The organism is Flavobacterium alkalisoli (assembly GCF_008000935.1).
GTDB lineage: Bacteria > Bacteroidota > Bacteroidia > Flavobacteriales > Flavobacteriaceae > Flavobacterium > Flavobacterium alkalisoli.
In genome coordinates this window covers 1721614-1739147 of sequence record NZ_CP042831.1, presented here as the reverse complement: position 1 = coordinate 1739147, position 17534 = coordinate 1721614, and the positions used below count along the sequence as shown (strand labels likewise).

Annotated in this window: 17 protein-coding genes; 8 read left to right on the top strand and 9 right to left on the bottom strand. The window is 33.8% G+C overall.

The features are described from left to right. Positions 1-65 precede the first annotated feature (65 nt). From FUA48_RS07750 to FUA48_RS07730, 5 genes are read left to right on the top strand one after another with little or no spacing between them, the layout of a single operon-like run. Positions 66-1031, top strand: coding sequence for a KpsF/GutQ family sugar-phosphate isomerase (locus FUA48_RS07750; protein WP_168196948.1), 966 nt, complete (start codon positions 66-68; stop codon positions 1029-1031). Position 1032: 1 nt separating this feature from the next. Then, on the top strand, positions 1033-1869 hold the full coding sequence (gene tatC / locus FUA48_RS07745) for a twin-arginine translocase subunit TatC (protein WP_240732564.1): 837 nt from the start codon (positions 1033-1035) through the stop codon (positions 1867-1869). 3 nt (positions 1870-1872) lie between these two features. Then, on the top strand, positions 1873-2229 hold the full coding sequence (locus tag FUA48_RS07740) for a carboxymuconolactone decarboxylase family protein (RefSeq protein ID WP_147582990.1): 357 nt from the start codon (positions 1873-1875) through the stop codon (positions 2227-2229). Between the two features lie 20 nt (positions 2230-2249). Beyond that, positions 2250-3035 (top strand): LPS export ABC transporter ATP-binding protein, encoded by a 786-nt coding sequence (gene lptB, locus FUA48_RS07735; protein WP_147582989.1) that lies wholly within the window; start codon positions 2250-2252, stop codon positions 3033-3035. A 48-nt stretch (positions 3036-3083) separates the two neighbouring features. Then, the gene (locus FUA48_RS07730; RefSeq protein WP_147582988.1) at positions 3084-3551 is read left to right on the top strand and encodes a GNAT family N-acetyltransferase; all 468 of its coding nucleotides are present in this window, start codon (positions 3084-3086) and stop codon (positions 3549-3551) included. Between the two features lie 5 nt (positions 3552-3556). On the opposite strand, the gene FUA48_RS07725 is transcribed toward FUA48_RS07730, so the two are convergent. Then, complete coding sequence (locus FUA48_RS07725) at positions 3557-4435, bottom strand: glycoside hydrolase family 25 protein (protein ID WP_147582987.1); 879 nt, start codon at positions 4433-4435, stop codon at positions 3557-3559. Then, positions 4410-5177 carry a CDP-alcohol phosphatidyltransferase family protein gene (locus tag FUA48_RS07720; protein ID WP_147582986.1) on the bottom strand — a complete coding sequence of 256 codons (768 nt, stop codon included), beginning with the start codon at positions 5175-5177 and terminating at the stop codon, positions 4410-4412. The genes FUA48_RS07725 and FUA48_RS07720 overlap by 26 nt, the downstream gene beginning before the upstream one ends. 97 nt (positions 5178-5274) lie before the next feature. Between FUA48_RS07720 and FUA48_RS07715 the strand changes: the two genes are divergently transcribed. The 3 genes from FUA48_RS07715 to FUA48_RS07705 all read left to right on the top strand — a co-directional run bounded on the left by FUA48_RS07715 (position 5275) and on the right by FUA48_RS07705 (position 8290). Beyond that, positions 5275-6345: a putative type IX sorting system protein PorV2 gene (locus FUA48_RS07715; RefSeq protein ID WP_449404037.1), complete on the top strand. Its 1071-nt coding sequence runs from the start codon at positions 5275-5277 to the stop codon at positions 6343-6345. A gap of 9 nt (positions 6346-6354) precedes the next feature. Beyond that, complete coding sequence (locus tag FUA48_RS07710; RefSeq protein WP_147582985.1) at positions 6355-7476, top strand: Lnb N-terminal periplasmic domain-containing protein; 1122 nt, start codon at positions 6355-6357, stop codon at positions 7474-7476. 76 nt (positions 7477-7552) lie between these two features. Continuing rightward, positions 7553-8290 (top strand): tyrosine-protein phosphatase, encoded by a 738-nt coding sequence (locus tag FUA48_RS07705; protein WP_147582984.1) that lies wholly within the window; start codon positions 7553-7555, stop codon positions 8288-8290. 34 nt (positions 8291-8324) lie between these two features. Here the strand turns inward: FUA48_RS07705 and FUA48_RS07700 are convergent, their stop codons facing one another. The 7 genes from FUA48_RS07700 to FUA48_RS07670 form a co-directional block, all read right to left on the bottom strand. After that, on the bottom strand, positions 8325-10724 hold the full coding sequence (locus tag FUA48_RS07700) for a GumC family protein (protein WP_147582983.1): 2400 nt from the start codon (positions 10722-10724) through the stop codon (positions 8325-8327). A 4-nt stretch (positions 10725-10728) separates the two neighbouring features. Beyond that, a complete protein-coding gene (locus tag FUA48_RS07695) occupies positions 10729-11505 on the bottom strand; it encodes a polysaccharide biosynthesis/export family protein (protein ID WP_147582982.1) in 777 nt (258 codons plus the stop codon). Positions 11506-11613: 108 nt separating this feature from the next. Beyond that, on the bottom strand, positions 11614-13566 hold the full coding sequence (locus FUA48_RS07690; RefSeq protein WP_147582981.1) for a polysaccharide biosynthesis protein: 1953 nt from the start codon (positions 13564-13566) through the stop codon (positions 11614-11616). Positions 13567-13603: 37 nt separating this feature from the next. Continuing rightward, positions 13604-14755 (bottom strand): DegT/DnrJ/EryC1/StrS family aminotransferase, encoded by a 1152-nt coding sequence (locus FUA48_RS07685; protein ID WP_147582980.1) that lies wholly within the window; start codon positions 14753-14755, stop codon positions 13604-13606. An 80-nt stretch (positions 14756-14835) separates the two neighbouring features. Then, a complete protein-coding gene (locus FUA48_RS07680; protein WP_147582979.1) occupies positions 14836-15870 on the bottom strand; it encodes a GNAT family N-acetyltransferase in 1035 nt (344 codons plus the stop codon). Further along, positions 15863-16891, bottom strand: a complete 1029-nt coding sequence (locus tag FUA48_RS07675) for a hypothetical protein (protein ID WP_147582978.1) — start codon at positions 16889-16891, stop codon at positions 15863-15865. Before FUA48_RS07675 ends, FUA48_RS07680 begins: the two co-directional genes overlap by 8 nt. Further along, complete coding sequence (locus FUA48_RS07670; protein WP_147582977.1) at positions 16884-17531, bottom strand: sugar transferase; 648 nt, start codon at positions 17529-17531, stop codon at positions 16884-16886. The genes FUA48_RS07675 and FUA48_RS07670 overlap by 8 nt, the downstream gene beginning before the upstream one ends. Between the last annotated feature and the right edge of the window lie 3 nt (positions 17532-17534).

The window sequence follows — 17534 nt, the reverse complement described above, 5'->3', positions numbered from 1 at the left end:
AAATTTGCAGAACATAAAGATACAAAAATCTTTAATACGCACAACTTTTTAAACATTTCGCAAGTTTGATAAATACACAAGCAATACTGGCTTCTGCCAGGAAAACCATACTTTCTGAAAGTGAGAGCATTGCTAACCTTATTCAATATTTAGATGAGGATTTTGCAAAAGCTGCCGAGATAATTTACCAGAGCAAAGGCAGGCTGGTTGTAACCGGAATAGGCAAAAGCGCCATTATTGCAAACAAAATGGTTGCCACCCTTAACTCGACCGGAACACCTTCATTATTCCTTCACGCTGCCGAAGCCATTCATGGCGATTTAGGCATGGTACAACCCGGCGATGTTGTTATCTGTATTTCAAAAAGCGGTAACAGTCCCGAAATAAAAGTACTGGTACCACTACTAAAACGCTTTGGCAACGTACTTATTGGAATGACAGCCAATAAAAATTCGTTTTTAGGAAAAGAATCCGATTACGTACTTCATGCGTATGTAGAAAATGAGGCATGCCCTAATAATCTTGCCCCAACCAACAGTACCACAGCACAGCTTGTTTTAGGTGATGCATTAGCCGTTTGCCTTATGGAGCTTAACAACTTTAAAAGTGAGGATTTTGCAAAATATCATCCGGGCGGAGCACTTGGTAAAAAACTTCTGCTTCGTGTAGGCGATATGCTTGACGACACACACAAACCGGTTGTTAGTCCTGAGTGCAGCATCAAGAAAGCTATTGTTGAGATATCTGAAAAGAGGCTTGGTGTAACTGCTGTTGTGGAAAATGAAAAAGTAATAGGTATAATTACCGATGGAGATATAAGGAGGATGCTTAACGACCGTGATAACATTGCAGGTGTTTTGGCCCGCGACATCATGACGCATAATCCTAAAACAATAAAATCTACCGATATGGCTGCTGATGCCCTTAACACCATGGAAAACTTCAGTATTACACAACTTGTGGTAGTGGATAATGGCGAATACAAAGGCATCCTGCATTTACATGATATTTTAAAAGAAGGAATAGTTTAATATGGCTCAAAAAGCAAAAAAAAGCAACTCTGGCGAAATGTCTTTCCTGGATCACCTTGAAGAGTTAAGGTGGCTGCTTATAAGGAGTACCGTTGCAATTTTAATAGCTGCCTGCGTAGCTTTCGCTTTCAGTAAATTTATTTTCGACGAAATAATTTTTGCACCAAAAGACGGCAATTTTATCACTTATCGCTTTTTTTGCGACCTGGCCAACAAATATGATCTTGACAAGAGTTTTTGCGTAACCGAGATTCCATTTGAGATACAAAGCCGCCGTATGGACGGGCAGTTCTCTACCGATATATGGACAGCCATAACCGCAGGTTTTATTCTGGCTTTCCCTTTTATACTATGGGAATTCTGGAAATTTATCAGGCCCGCACTTTATGACAAGGAGCGCAAGTATGCCCTCACATTTTTATTCACCACTTCTACCCTGTTCTTTTTAGGTGTATTATTCGGATATTTTTTAATAGTCCCGCTTTCCATAAACTTTTTAGGAACATACCGGATTAGTGACGTGGTTAAAAACGACATTGACCTTGATTCCTATTTGAGTCTGGTTAAAACTACAGCAATATCGTGTGGCTTGATTTTTGAGTTACCTATAGTAATCTATTTCCTTTCTAAAATAGGACTTGTTACTGCTGCCACTTTAAGAGGCTACAGAAAGTTTGCTTATGTAATTATGCTTATAGTAGCTGCCGTGGTAACCCCTCCAGATGTGGTAAGTCAGATTATAGTAACCATACCACTGGCTATTTTATATGAAATAAGCATTCTTATTTCGGCAAGAATGGAGAAAAAAGAATTAAAAACAAATGAGCTAAAAAAATAGACTATGGCTGATTTAGTACAGGAATTTAACGATTACCGCCAAAAAATGAACGACAAGCTTCTGGCGGATAACAACAAAATAATAAAACGTATTTTTAACCTTGATACCAACGCCTATATGGAAGGTGCCCTTGACGTAAAAACCAAGGAACTTTTAGGACTGGTTGCATCGGCAGTACTTCGTTGTGACGACTGTATAAAATACCACCTTGAAACGTGCTATAAAGAAGGCCTCAACAAAGAACAGGTTATGGAAGCACTGGGTATTGCAACACTTGTAGGCGGAACCATAGTAGTACCCCACTTAAGGAGGGCTTATGAGTTTTGGGAAGCACTGGAAGAAAACAGTAAAGGCGAATAACGTACAAGAAACCTGAAAACATGAAATTAAGAGCAGATAACTTAATAAAAACATACAAAGGACGAAGCGTAGTAAAAGGCATCTCTGTAGAAGTGAATCAGGGTGAAATTGTTGGTCTTTTAGGCCCCAACGGAGCCGGAAAAACCACTTCTTTCTACATGATCGTAGGCCTTGTAAAACCTAACAGCGGCAAGATTTACCTTGACAATATGGAAATTACCGATTTCCCTATGTATAAACGCGCCCAAAACGGTATAGGTTACCTTGCCCAGGAAGCTTCTGTTTTCAGAAAATTAAGCATCGAAGACAATATCCTTAGTGTATTGCAGCTTACCAATCTTTCTAAAAAAGAGCAGGAAGCTAAAATGGAAGCGCTTATAGACGAGTTCTCCCTTCAGCATATACGTACTAACCGCGGTGACCTTTTATCGGGTGGTGAGCGAAGAAGAACTGAGATTGCCCGTGCACTGGCCACCGACCCTAAATTCATTCTTCTGGATGAGCCTTTTGCCGGGGTAGACCCTGTAGCGGTTGAGGATATTCAGCGAATTGTAGCACAGCTTAAAAATAAAAATATCGGTATTCTTATAACCGACCACAACGTACAGGAAACCCTGGCTATTACTGATAAAACCTACCTTATGTTTGAAGGAGGGATATTGAAAGCCGGTGTGCCGGAAGACCTGGCAAGTGATGAAATGGTTCGTAAAGTATACCTGGGACAAAATTTTGAGCTAAGAAAGAAAAAGCTCGATTTCCAGCAGCATGTAGCCCCAAGCAATGTTCCTGATGAAGAAAATTTTTAAAATTCAATATAAGCGCGGTTCTCCGCGCTTTTTTTATTACCTGACACAATGATACAATTAAAACGAACTGACTCATCTGATACCGACTTCAGGAATCTTGTAACGGAACTCGATGAATTTCTCGCTATCTTAAATGGCGAAGAAGACACCTTTTTTGCTCAGCATAATAAAACAGACCTAATAAGACATACAGTCGTTGCGATTCATGAAGAAACTCCTTGTGGCTGTGGAGCAATAAAAGAATATGAACCAGAAATTATGGAAGTAAAACGCATGTTTGTTCATCCTGATAAACGTGAACTGGGAATCGCTACAAAAGTTTTAAATGAATTAGAGCAATGGGCTTTAGAACTGGGATATAAAAAGTGTATTCTTGAAACAAGTAAAGAATTAAAAGCCGCAATAAGCCTTTACACTAAAAATGGTTACAACATCACTCCAAATTATGGACAATATAAAGATGTGGAAAGCAGCATTTGTTTCGAAAAACAGCTAATAAAAATTAAGCAATCATAGTTTTATTACCTCATAACAAGGGTATGCTTTTTTAGCTGATCATAATTGCCGTTATAGATATTTACATCCACATTTCCGTCAATACCTTCAATAGCTGCCTTATCTGTAAATTGCCAAAAGTGCCATTCGTTTCTTATCTCGTCTTCAAAAAAACTGTAATTGGCAATCCATACTGTATAGCCTTCAAATTCTTTTTTTAAAAAATCGGTATAAAAGCTCTCACCGCTGTAAATTATAGGTTTTACACCATAATGACCTTCTACCTTATCCAGCCAGCGCTTTAAACCTACTTTAAGGCTATCCATGCTTTGTTTACTCGGAATTTTTTCGATATCCAATACAGGTGGTAAATCTCCCTTTTCAAGCTTAACCGTACTGATAAAATTCTCAGCCTGCTTAATTGAATTTTCATTAGGCCTATAGTAATGATATGCCCCTCTTATAAACCCCTTTTTACCGGCCTGTTTCCAATTCGTTTTATATTGACTGTCGGTTTTATTTTTTCCTGCAGTAGAACGGATAAAAACAAACTTCATAGCATAATGCTCATTCTCCCCGTGTACTTTATCCCAATCTATCTTTCCCTGATACTGCGATATATCAAATCCAAAAACCTTATCCTTGTGCCGGGAAACAATCTCATATATCCTTAAATCGGCAATTTTGCGTTCCTCCTTAGTAAGTGTTTCGATACGCTTATTGGTTTTAAAACCCAGATAATACAAAAAACCGTTTCGGTAATGATATCCTACAGCAATAATAAAGGACAATAGCAAAACCAGGAAAGAATACCTTAGTATTTTTCCCGGAGTTATTTTTTTAGCCTGTTTAGGTTTAGGCTTACGTATATTTTTTGCGTTACTCTTTTGCGGATGGGCTTTCATGAACCTTTTTAGCAGACATATTGTTGATTACCGACAATATTACATAAAAAAGAATAATAAGCGGTATGGCAAAATACTGGAAAAAGAACAATAACAGTATAGATGCTATAAGGAATACAAACTGAATTTTGTTACGTTCCCAGTTAAAATATTTAACCTTAAGTGAGAACAAAGGTATTTCCGCATTCAATAAATATGCACTAAGAGCACTTATACCTGCCAGTATAAACGGATTGCTTAACCATTCAAAAACAAGTCCTACTCCTCCTGTTTTATCTAATATAACAGGAAGACTCATAATAAACAATGCATTTGCAGGTGTTGGCAAACCTATAAAAGAGTCTGTCTGACGTTCGTCAATATTAAATTTAGCAAGTCTGTAGCACGATGCAATTGTTATAATAAAACCAACAAACGGCAGAATACCTAAATAAGCATTATCGGCACTTAAATTAGCATCATCCCTTAGGTCGGCTATATTAGCAAGAAGCTGATACATTGTAACACCGGGTACTACACCACTGGTTACCATATCTGCCAAAGAATCTAATTGTAGGCCCAGTTTACTCTGCACCTTGAATATCCTGGCAAAAAAACCATCCCAAAAATCAAAAAAGATACCCATACAAACCCAAAAGAATGCCATTTGAAGATTTGTATTAAAAGCATAAACAAGTGCAATTAATCCTGAAGTAAGGTTTAATAATGTAATTACGTTAGGAATGTGTTTTTTAACAGACATAGTTCTACAATTTTACTGCAAAGTTAACACAATAAGTTAATAGAAATAGAGTTTAGTAATTGAGATTTTTATTTCATATTTGCACAAAATAACAGCGTTGAAGAAGAAATTTATATTTCCCATACTATTTTTTTGCTTTTTAAGCCATGCTCAATCGGTTAGAAAGTACTCCAATGAGTTCATGAATATTGGGGTAGATGCTGCTGCTTTGGGTATGAGTAATGCTGTTACTGCCAGTACCGGCGATGTAAATTCCGGCTACTGGAATCCCGCAGGACTCTTAAAAGTAAAAGACAAGCAGCTTGCGCTGATGCACGCCAGTTATTTTGCAAATATCGCACAGTATGACTACGCCGGATTTGCCATGCCAATAGACGACAGAAGCGCTTTTGGCTTATCCATTATCCGTTTTGGGGTAGACGACATCTTAAATACAACACAGTTAATAGACAGCGAAGGAAATATAGACTACAACAGGATCAGCTTGTTTTCAACTGCCGATTATGGTGTTACCCTATCTTATGCCCGCTCGTTACCTTTAGACGGATTACAATATGGGATTAACGCTAAAGTTATCCGCAGGATAATTGGGGACTTTGCCGATTCATGGGGTTTTGGTTTTGACATCGGGTTACAATATCAAACCAAAGATCAATGGAATTTTGGGTTAATGCTAAGGGACATTACAACAACTTACAATGTATGGAATATAAACGAAGAAGCTTTTGATGCTATTCGCGATGCCGTACCGGGCGAAAACCAGGAACTGCCTGAAAGCAGCGAAATTACTTTACCAAAAGCACAGCTTGGCTTTTCAAAGAAATTCATAATCCGTTACGACTACAGTATATTAGCTGCCGCAAACATCAATATGCAGTTTGCACAAACCAACGACCTTGTATCTACAGAGTCGGTGAGTTTTGACCCTGCATTTGGTTTTGAATTCGGATATATAGATTTGGTATTCCTTAGAGGCGGCGTAGGTAATTTTCAAAACATAAGGGAATTAGACGGAAGCGGTAAATTAAGCTATCAGCCAAATATTGGTTTAGGGTTTAAATATAAAGGCATAGAAGTAGACTATGCTTTAACTGATATTGGCGATCAAAGCGCTGCACTATATTCAAACATCTTTTCTTTAAAAATAGATTTAGGACTCTTTAGATAAAAAAACACCATGCAAAGTTTAAAAGTATTATTAGCAGTTATATTCTTTAGCCTGTTTTCATTTAAGAGCTTTGCACAAATACCGCTATCGGAAAAAGCCGAAGTAAGTCTTTTAACTTGTGGTTCGGGTAACGAGCTTTATTCTGTTTTTGGCCATACAGCAATAAGGGTGTTCGACCCTGCAAATAACATTAATACTGTTTACAATTTTGGTACTTTTGATTTTAACACACCTAACTTCTATTTAAAGTTTGTAAAAGGTGATTTACAATATTTTGTATCGGTAGCATCATATGCTGATTTTATCTACGAATACAAGTACTACGGAAGAGACGTATATGAGCAGGTTTTAAACCTAAGCCTAAACCAGAAACAACAGATAGCAGATGAACTGAACGGCATCCTTTTCTCAGACAAAAAATATTATACCTATAAATTTATAAACCGCAACTGCACCACTATGGTTGCAGACATTATTGACAAACAAGTAAAAATTTCCTTAGAAAATTCAGATAAAGGAAAAACATACAGAGAAATTATTTACACTTATCTGGCAGACAATCATTTTTATGAGAACTTAGGTATTAACCTGCTGTTTGGCTATAAAACCGATTACACATCTGAAAAGCTGTTTTTACCTAAAGAGTTAATGGAAGGTGTAAGCAATACAACAACCAGTAACGGTCCCTTGGCAAAGTCCACCTTCACAATTGTAGAAAAAACCGAAATTACATCAGGCAGTTCATTTTTAAACAGCTATTACAGCTATGCCATACTTGTAATTATACTTTTAGTATTAACTATAAAAAGAGTAGGATATTTATCCTATTTAGTAATTGCAGGATTGTTTGGCATCCTTTTCTGTTTCGTAAGTCTTTATTCATCACATAACGAATTGCTCCTAAACTACAATATATTGCTTTTTAACCCTCTTTTTATCATTATAACCATAGTAGCCTTATCCAATAGAAAAAAACCGCTAAAATGGCTTAGTTTTGGTTCTATTGCATTAATCATTATATATACAGCTCTAATTATAAACAAACCTCATTTTGTAATAATGCTGCCTCTTATCATACTTAACTCAGCTGCCTTATTAAGAACCATAAAGCATTTAAAAGCTAACCCTTAATATAAATTAACTTCAATATTTTTACAAGGTTACTGTTTTACTTATTTTTACAATCTAAACATAAAACCATTTAACCTTGCTTTTTTTCAGTAAACCAAAAGTCGCTCTAGCGGATTTAATCCCAAGCGATTATGTAGATACACACTCACATTTGCTACCGGGAATAGATGACGGAGCCAAAGATGAAAATGATACTTTACAGTTAATAAACACTTTAAAAGGATACGGATTTTCTCAATTTACCGCCACACCTCATATCTTACCGGGAGTTTGGAATAATACAAGAGAAGGGATCCTTAAAAAAGAAGAGAGTACTCTTTCATTTCTTAAAGACAACAATATCACTTCACCTTTTAAAGCAGCTGCTGAGCATTTAATGGATGACACTTTTGTAGAGTTATTCAAATCAGAGCAGTTATTAACCCTAAAGGAGAATTATGTATTGGTTGAGATGTCATATATTAATCCGCCAATTAATTTATATGATATATTATTTGAATTACAGGTAGCCGGTTACAAGCCTGTGTTGGCACACCCGGAAAGATATTTGTTTTATCACACTAAATTTGACGAATATTACAAGCTTAAGAAGGCGGGGTGTCTGTTTCAACTCAACTTATTATCGGTTACCGGATATTATGGAGAAGGTGTATTAAAGACAGCCGAGAGATTATTAAATGAAAAGTTGATTGACTTTACAGGATCTGATGCACACCATATGAGACACGTTGAAGCTTTTAAAAATAAAATACCTTTTAAAAAACATGAACGCTTGATTGAAGCTTTAAATAACAACACCTTCTTTAAAATTTAAAGAAGGCGTTTTATATTATAAAAACTGTAAGATTTTACTTTCTACCGAAAATCTTGCTCTTCCAGTCTGATTTGGTAGTTTCCATATTAGCTCCATAGCCATAACCATAGCCATAACCATATCCGTAGCCATAGCCATAACCTGTTTTCTTATCGGTATCATTAAGTACCATTGCCATGTTAGGAAGCTTATTTTCTTTGTACATAGTTTCAGGTACAATAAGCATTCTTTTATCAAGATAGTTAGCTCTTGAAACATAAATAAACGAGTGAGCTAAATTAGCCACAATAAGAGTATCAGTAACTAAACTTACAGGAGCAGTATCTACAATAATATAGTCATATTCTGTCTGTAATTTTTTAAACATTTCCTCAACCTTATTACTCATAAGTAGTTCAGCAGGATTTGGAGGAATTATACCTGGAGGCATAATATAGAAATCCTCAAATTCTCCATACTTAACTATATAATCATTAATATTTGTATTACCTGGTGTTGACAAATAATTGGTTAAGCCCTTAGAAGGTATATTTATATATTCATCCAGCTTAGGATTTCTGATATCCATACCAATTAATAAAACTTTCTTACCTGTCATTGCAATAGTAGTTGCTAAGTTAACAGAAATAAAAGTCTTACCTTCTTTAGGAATTGTTGATGTTACAAATATGGTTTTTGCAGTACCTGCCGGTACATTATTAAGCATAAATTCCATATTCGTCCTAATAATCCTTAAAGCTTCAGCAGTTCCCGATCTACCATGCAAGTTAACCAACTCACTACTTGTTTCAGATCTTGGTACATCACCTAAGAATGGTACCTTTAAATGATCTAAATCTGCATTGCTATGAATTTTAGTATCGAGAAGCTCTCTTAGATAAATAACCAAAAACGGAATAGCCAGTCCTAACAATAAAGAAGCTAATAAAACTACATTTGTTTTAGGTGAAACCGGTTGCTCTTTAGCAAAAGCACTATCAATTACTTTTGCATTTGGGGCTGTTACTGCTTTAGAAATAGCATTCTCTTCTCTTTTAGTAAGCAAGAACAGATACAACTGCTCTTTTACCTCTTTTTGTCTTTCAATAACCCTATACTGTCTTTCTTGTCTCGGGGCCTGTCCTACCCTTCCCTCCATAATACCTTCCTGACGTTCTAGGTTCCTTTTTGCTATTTTTAATGACGATTGCAGGTTAGTCAAGCTTTTAACTATGCTTCCTTTCAACCCTTCTAACTGCATATTCATTGCTAATATATTTGGATGTAGTTCTGTCATACTTCTATCCAAATCTCTCTCTCGTTTTAACACAAGGGCATTATATTGCTGTATTAATTCGGAAGCTTCACCCTGAGAAATTAAATTTGTAGGTAAAGTATTAAATTCTTCAGAATTTTTCAACTCATCAATCATAAAACCTACTACCTCCAATTGCGAACTATTATCCACAACACTTTTTTCATACTCACTTGCTGAGTTAAGAAAAAGTTTCACATCAGATTCTATATCAGTAAGCCTCTCTACCTTTTTAAAGTCTTCTGCATTCCTCTCTACTGTATCCAGCTCTTTTGTTAAAGACTCAAGTCGTTTATTAATAAAATCCTCAGTATTTCTTGCAACCTGATTTTTGTCGTTTATAGCATCCTGATTATATGTATAAATAAGCGTATTAAGAAAATCAACTCCTTTTTCCTTAACCCTATCAGTTAACGATAAAGAAACCACGCTTGTCATTTTATTTACTGTAGCCACTTGTAACTTAGCTCTATATTCTTCAGCAAGTTTATCTAAAGCTTTTAATTGCACAATTACATCCCTGTTAGCACTATCAGATTTTTTATTCGATATGCTATCAGTATTTATAGTTACCAGCATTGTTCCGAGATTTGAAGAAAAAGACTCCCCAAATGAATGAACTCCTAACTTATTAGACTCAGCATCAAAAATTTCAAATTTAGTATCTGAAATTGTTTTAACAGTAAAAACTGTATCTTTCGTATAAAAGTCGTCAATTACATCGTAGAAACTAACTTTAATATACGGATTGACATAAGTTTCTTTTGTCTTAACATTGCCTTTTGTAAAATAACTAATATTAAATTTAAGTTCTTTTACAGTGTTTCTTGTTAACGACCTTGCTTTAAGAACTTCAATTTCATTATCTACATTACTATTTCCTCCCATTAACCCTAATTCGCTTAAAGCTGAAACTTCATTGGCTACCCCGCCTTTTTTTTCATCTTTAATTAAAATGGTTGCGCTAATCTGGTATTCAGGAGTTGAATATCTCAAATAAAGAAAAGCCAAAAACAAACACGCAATTACGCTAACAGTAAACCATTTCCAATGAACGAAATACTTATCTATTTGTTCTCTGATATTAAAACTGTTGACACTATTTTCGTTTTCAGTTTGTATGGGTAAATTATTCTGCATCTTTCTATCTTGTAAGTATGGCAATTAAGGCAATCAATACGGATGTAGCAGAAATAATTACACTAACATTAGGACCAACACCCGATGAATTTATCTTTGTTTTATTAGGCTCAACATATACTTCATCATTCTGTTGAAGATAATAGAATGGAGAATTTATAAAATCGGCTTTTGTCATATCTATATAATTAAAAGTCTTTTTCCCATTAATATCTCTCCTTACCAAAACATTATCTCTCTTACCATAAACAGTCATATCTCCAGCCATAGCAAGCGCTTCAGGCAATGTTATCCTTTCGGTTTGCAAAGTGAATCTACCTGGTCTTGCCACCTCACCTGACACTGCAATTTCAAAATTAACTATCCTTAAGTTAATCACAGGATCTTTTATATACTTATTCAGCTTTTCATTCAGCATTTCTATCACTTCACCTTTTGTCATGCCTCCTACTTCAAGCTTACCCAAAACAGGAAACTGAATGAAACCATTATTATCAACATGATAAGTTTGAATTCTTTGTTGACCTGAAGCCGCATCCATACTTGAAGAAAACATATCAGTACCTGTTATTCCAAGAGCGGGTAAATTAAAATCTTTAGCTGCATCTCCCGGAGCAGATATTATTATCATTAATAAATCATCTGATTTAATTCGAGTTTCAAAATTGTTTCCAGAATCCTCAAAAGAAGTTAAATTTTGATAATACACTATTTTCTTTCTCGGTACACATGAAGTGAATACAAAAAATAGCAATAAAAAGGGTAAGACTTTTCTAATCATATAAATTAATAAGAGATAACGAATTTCCAGTAGAAGATCATTTTTATTACAGGCACAAAGATAATTTTTTTTAAATGGAAAGCATGAATAAAAAGTTAAAAGAGAAATTTATGCTTTTTTATCTAAAGTAGCAAAATCAGAATTCATACTTATAAATTCAGGAACAATTTGTTTCATTTTATAAACTACCTCTTCAGAAGAATAACCACATGCAATTACTATCAAATCGTCTACCTGATGTTCCAGACAAACAAAATCATCAAAAACCTCCTGCGCTACCATTATTTTTTCATGATGTGTAGGCAACGTTTTTGAAGTATCGTTAAGCAATTCCTCATATAATTTCTCTCCAGGCCTTAATCCTATGATTTTTATTTCAATGTCCTTATCCGGAATGAAGCCCGCCAAACGAATCATTTTTTTAGCTAAATCTATAATTTTAACCGGCTTACCCATATCAAAAATATAAATCTCTCCTCCATTACCCATAGCTCCAGCTTCAAGTACTAGCTGGCACGCTTCCGGAATAGTCATGAAGTAACGAATTATATCAGGATGTGTTAAAGTAATTGGCCCTCCTGCTTCAATTTGCTTTGTAAACAAAGGAACAACCGAACCATTTGAACCTAAAACATTACCAAAACGGGTAGTAATAAATTTAGTTTTACATTTACCTGTTTCAACAATCATTTTATTATGAAGTGCCTGAACATACTTTTCGGCTATTCTTTTACTTGCCCCCATAACATTACTTGGATTAACCGCTTTATCAGTAGAAACCATTACAAAGCTGTCAACCCCAAATTCACATGCCAGGTCAGCAATATTTTTAGTACCCAGAACATTAACAAAAATTGCCTGTGAAGGGTTTTCTTCCATTAAAGGCACATGCTTATATGCTGCCGCGTGATAAACAACCTGGGGTTTATATTTTCTAAAAACCTCCAACATTGCATCTTTATTTCTTACATCTGAAATAACAGAAATAATATTAGCTTGAGAATCTAATCTGGCAACTTCAAGACTTAGCTGATGTAAAGGCGTTTCAGCCTGATCCAACATAATAACATTTTTAGGACTAAACTGAATTACTTGCCTTACAATCTCACTACCAATAGAACCTGCAGCCCCGGTAATTAATATAGTTTTATTTTTAATTTGAGACGAAATCGAATTATTGTCTAATACGATAGGCTTTCTTTCAAGCAAATCCTGTATCTGAAAATTTTTAATTTTTCTTGATATCTCTTTTTGATCTTCCCAATCGGATATCAGCGGTACAGTATATACTTTATAATTAAACTCTAAGCATTCATCAACAATAGCAAGTTTCTCTTCTTTTAATAAACTCTTATCAGCAATAACTAAAGCTTCAGCATTAAAAACTCGCATCACTACAGAAATTCTCTTTTTATGTTGAAGAATTGGCAAACCTAAAATCATCTTAGATTTGTTATAACTTGATTTATCAATAAATCCTACCAATTTAAACCTTCCCGGAATTTCAGACTTTAATGCATTGGCTACGGCAATAGCATTAGCATCAGAACCATATATAATGGCCCTAACTAACTTTTTGCCATTACTACTATTAAAATAATTCTCAAAAACCTGTTTTACTAAAACTCTATATAAAAAAAGACAGCTAAATGAAAAAACAGCATTTATTAATATTCCTACATTAAGGTATAACAAATCACCTTTAATAGTTTCATAAAGACTATTAAAAGCAAGTAAAAGAAAAGCTGTAGTAAATTGAGCAAAGAAAATCTTCACTGCATCAATATAAGAAGAATGCCTTATAATACCAGCGTAAGTACGAAAAGCCCTAAATGAGAGAAGAGTTATTAAAAGGTAGAAAACAATACTTATAACATATAAATCAGGTTTAACAGACACTCCCGTTCTATGAATTAAGACATACGAGAAAATACCGGTAAAAGACACTACTACCAAATCCAACAAGAGTATTATCCATCGTGGTAAATACCCCAGATTATGTAAAGATGTCCAAAATCGGTAATCATTAAATTTATAGGCATTATTATTCTTTCTCTCCACTCTATATCGCGAAATAAATATTATTAAATGTATTCACTTAAACAGATAACTTTCTGTCAAAAAAAACTTCTAACAATCCTGATATACGTTCTCTTTCACTCTCTCCTAAATTTGATCCAGAAGGCAGGCATAATCCTTTATCAAATAAATCTTCAGAAACTTTTCCACCATAGTATGGACAGCCTTCAAACACAGGCTGAAGATGCATTGGTTTCCATAACGGCCTAGACTCAATATTTTCAGCTTCTAATGCTAATCTAACATCCTCTCTATTAACACCAACAATAGAAGAGTCTACAATAATTGCAGAAAGCCAATGATTAGAAAAAAAATCGGAATTAGGCTCTTTAAAAACTGTAATCCCTGGCTTTTCTTTAAATAACGAAACATAAAAATCATGCATTGATCTTCTTAAAGCTATATGCTTATCCAGAACTTCCATTTGTCCTCGACCAATACCCGCACATATATTACTCATCCTATAGTTGTAACCAACTTCAGAATGCTGATAATGAGGGGCATTATCTCTAGCTTGTGTAGACAAAAATACGGCTTTATCTTTAAATTTCTTATCCTTTACAACTATAGCACCTCCACCAGAAGTAGTAATTATTTTATTCCCATTAAAAGATAAAATACTAATATCTCCAAAAGTACCACATTTTTGACCTTTATAAGAGCTTCCCAATGCCTCTGCACTATCTTCAAGAATAGGAATTTCGTATCTATCTGCTATTTCTCTTAATTCATCAACTTTATACGGCATACCATATAAATGTACGGCAACTATAGCTTTAGGTTTTTTTCCTTTCTTCAACCTATCTTTAATAGCCTCTTCTAATGAATCTGGACAAATATTCCATGTATCAGACTCACTATCTACAAAAACTGGTTGAGCTCCTAAATATCTAATCGGATTTGCCGAGGCTGAAAAGGTCATACTTTGGCAAATCACTTCGTCACCATACCCAACACCTAACATTATAAGCCCCAGATGCAAGGCGGCAGTTCCCGAGCTTAAAGCACCAACATATGCCCCATATCCTAAATAAGATTCAAGATCAGCTTCAAACCCATCAACATTTGGCCCTAATGGAGCTACCCAATTAGTTTCAAAAGCTTGATTAATATATTTCAATTCTGTTCCTCCCATATGAGGTGAGGAAAGCCATATTTTATTATTTCTCATTAAACATGCCCTTTAATTTACAAATATAGATATATCAAAATACATTTATTATTTTTTTAAGCAAAACAATCACTAATCTATCAACTATTCAATCTATAAATAGGAAAAAAATCTGTTTCTGGCACTTCTGATGAAAATTTAATCTCAACTAACTTATTATAGTTATCCTCATCGACAACATATTTCCATACTTTAAAATTAAACCTAAGTTGAGAAAAGCCTGACTTAAATCTAAATAAGCTATCTTCATCGCTACCACCGACACCTCCACCGAGATGTAAAAATTCAAGATTTAAATCATTTGCTAAAAGACGTGCTTCATCTAACACTAATTTCATTGGAGTATATCTAATAAATTCAGATTTAGTACCTGCTAAATGATATTGCATAATCTTATCTGAAATAGTAAAAATAGCCCCTGCAGCTATCTCTCCTCCTTTTTTAGCCAACAATAATTTACTCTTAAAGCATTTATTATTTAAAAAGGATAAATAGTAATTCCTATTAAAATAATAATTCGGCGACGCATTGACTCTATCCATTGTTTCATTATAAATAGAGATAAACTCATCAATTTCTTTCTCTGATCTTGCTTCCTCTATAACAAAGTCTTTTCTTCTTAACTGATTTAATTCAGATTTATTTGACTTTCTATATTGTTTACGTTGCTCATCGGGTGATATTCTTAAATCAACAGCAACAGTACTATTTATATCATAAATATTTCCAAGATTATTTAAAACACTTTCTCCTTCTATCAGAGGGTGTAATCTTGAAAAAACTGTAACTATATTATTTTTCTTAAAATAGTCATTTAACTGATCCGTAAAATTAATTATGCCATCATTTGAAACATTATTAAAATCTACGCTGGATATTGGCCCACAGTAACCATATACAGATGTACAATCAAACAGATCACTCTCAGGAATCTTTCTCACCACCAAAGGAAGTGCTATAAATTCATCATTAAAATAACTAACACATAAAATAGGTCGGTGTTCTGTTTCTAAAAGGTTATATGATTGAGTATGATAGAAATCATATTTAAATGAGCGCTTAATAATTTCACTCCATTTAGCATCATTAACTTCTATTACAGAAAAACTATTCATGATTAAAAAAATTTTGTAATTTAAAAATAATTGTTTTTATATCGCTTAAAGAATACCTGTAGTCCATGTGCAAAAAAAGCATTTTACCAGCTAGTAATATATCATTATCATTCTGTTGATTTGGCCATAAAATTGCCGGATAAATCTTATTCTCAACAAGATAATCTTTTAACTGATTTTTTACTAATACTGTCTCACATTCCAATATAAGTCCAAATGACTTACCCGTATTATTAAAATTAACCTTTAATTGATTAATGACTTTTAATTCTCTTAAAGCAAAATCAATATTTACCTGTTTTAGAGTATTTATTTTTTTTACATCCAGACTAAACAAAAGAGACTTGACCCACTCAGGCATAGCCGAATTAGTATATAACTTGTTAAAATCATCTTCACTTTTTTCAAACAAGCCTCTATATATATCTTTATCGCTTATACCTCCATATAGATACTCTCTCTTAAGAATCATTGCTGCAAACTTTTCACTAGCTAATATATCACTTTCAAAATTCGACTGAAAACTTGGCAACTCTAAGTTTTTCGGCGAATAACAAAAACCTCCAACAGGAACAGGTAACTCTTTCCTAAGTGAACCAAAACAATAATGGGCTGTAGAATGAAGAACAGATTCAATATTGTGCGTTAAATCCTCAATAATTATAGCTTCTTTAATTGAAGAGAGATTCAATTTTTTTAAACCAAAAAAATCTACATTAATAATTACTGATTGAGACGAATCTATAAAATCAATCCTATCAAAAAACTCAAAAGGATTACAACTATATAAAACAATTTCTACAGGCAAAGTTGCAACAAAATCTACTACCGAATGACAATAATAGCTTGGAAAATAAATTCTCTTCCAACCATACCGAGAAATGCCTTCCTTTAAAATACCATGTAATCCTGAACGACCAGAAAATGAGAAAACAAAATTTATAGAATCAAAAAAAGATTTTTCATCAATTGTGATTTCTTTGTAAGAATAATGGAAATCCGAACCAAATTCTTTATTCATTTTCATCAATATTAAAATAATGTTTAGCCAAACCTTTTGTTATTCCAATATCATCTATCTCTGACATTTTTCTACCCATACTAATATCTGAAGATTTAAATATCTTAAAAAAAGTTTTAACTAAAATCTGCAAATCCAATTTTAAAGAAACATTATCTACATAATGAACATCTAAATTAAACCTTTCACTAAATTTGAGATAATTTCTACCTTCAATTTGAGCTAACCCAGTAATTCCCGGCTTTATTTCATGTCTACGAATATGATATTCAGAATAATAAGGAAGATACTCTGACAGCAAAGGCCTAGGTCCTACTAAACTCATCTCTCCTTTTAAAATATTAAATATTTGAGGTAATTCATCTAACGAGGCTTTTCTTATAAAATGTCCGAAAGGAGTAATTCTATCCATATCTTTGAGTAGATTGCCTTGGTCATCTTTCTTATTATTCATTGACCTAAATTTAATTAATCCAAACTCTTTATTCATTTTACCTATCCTAGTCTGTATAAAAAAAACCTCCCCAGAATTTTGAACAAATAAAATAAGAAAGATAATTATGAATATTGGTAAAAAAATTACTATAATAAAAATTGATATAATAAGATCAAAAAAACGTTTTAAATAATTACTGTACATTTC

Excerpts from the sequence above, each read along its gene's own strand:
- FUA48_RS07695 (WP_147582982.1), bottom strand. The coding sequence starts at position 11,505 with ATGATTAGAAAAGTCTTACCCTTTTTATTGCTATTTTTTGTATTCACT.
- lptB (WP_147582989.1), top strand. The coding sequence starts at position 2,250 with ATGAAATTAAGAGCAGATAACTTAATAAAAACATACAAAGGACGAAGC.
- FUA48_RS07710 (WP_147582985.1), top strand. The coding sequence starts at position 6,355 with ATGCAAAGTTTAAAAGTATTATTAGCAGTTATATTCTTTAGCCTGTTT.
- tatC (WP_240732564.1), top strand. The coding sequence starts at position 1,033 with ATGGCTCAAAAAGCAAAAAAAAGCAACTCTGGCGAAATGTCTTTCCTG.
- FUA48_RS07670 (WP_147582977.1), bottom strand. The coding sequence starts at position 17,531 with ATGTACAGTAATTATTTAAAACGTTTTTTTGATCTTATTATATCAATT.
- FUA48_RS07730 (WP_147582988.1), top strand. The coding sequence starts at position 3,084 with ATGATACAATTAAAACGAACTGACTCATCTGATACCGACTTCAGGAAT.
- FUA48_RS07740 (WP_147582990.1), top strand. The coding sequence starts at position 1,873 with ATGGCTGATTTAGTACAGGAATTTAACGATTACCGCCAAAAAATGAAC.
- FUA48_RS07725 (WP_147582987.1), bottom strand. The coding sequence starts at position 4,435 with ATGAAAGCCCATCCGCAAAAGAGTAACGCAAAAAATATACGTAAGCCT.
- FUA48_RS07675 (WP_147582978.1), bottom strand. The coding sequence starts at position 16,891 with ATGAATAAAGAATTTGGTTCGGATTTCCATTATTCTTACAAAGAAATC.
- FUA48_RS07685 (WP_147582980.1), bottom strand. The coding sequence starts at position 14,755 with ATGAGAAATAATAAAATATGGCTTTCCTCACCTCATATGGGAGGAACA.
- FUA48_RS07680 (WP_147582979.1), bottom strand. The coding sequence starts at position 15,870 with ATGAATAGTTTTTCTGTAATAGAAGTTAATGATGCTAAATGGAGTGAA.
- FUA48_RS07720 (WP_147582986.1), bottom strand. The coding sequence starts at position 5,177 with ATGTCTGTTAAAAAACACATTCCTAACGTAATTACATTATTAAACCTT.
- FUA48_RS07700 (WP_147582983.1), bottom strand. The coding sequence starts at position 10,724 with ATGCAGAATAATTTACCCATACAAACTGAAAACGAAAATAGTGTCAAC.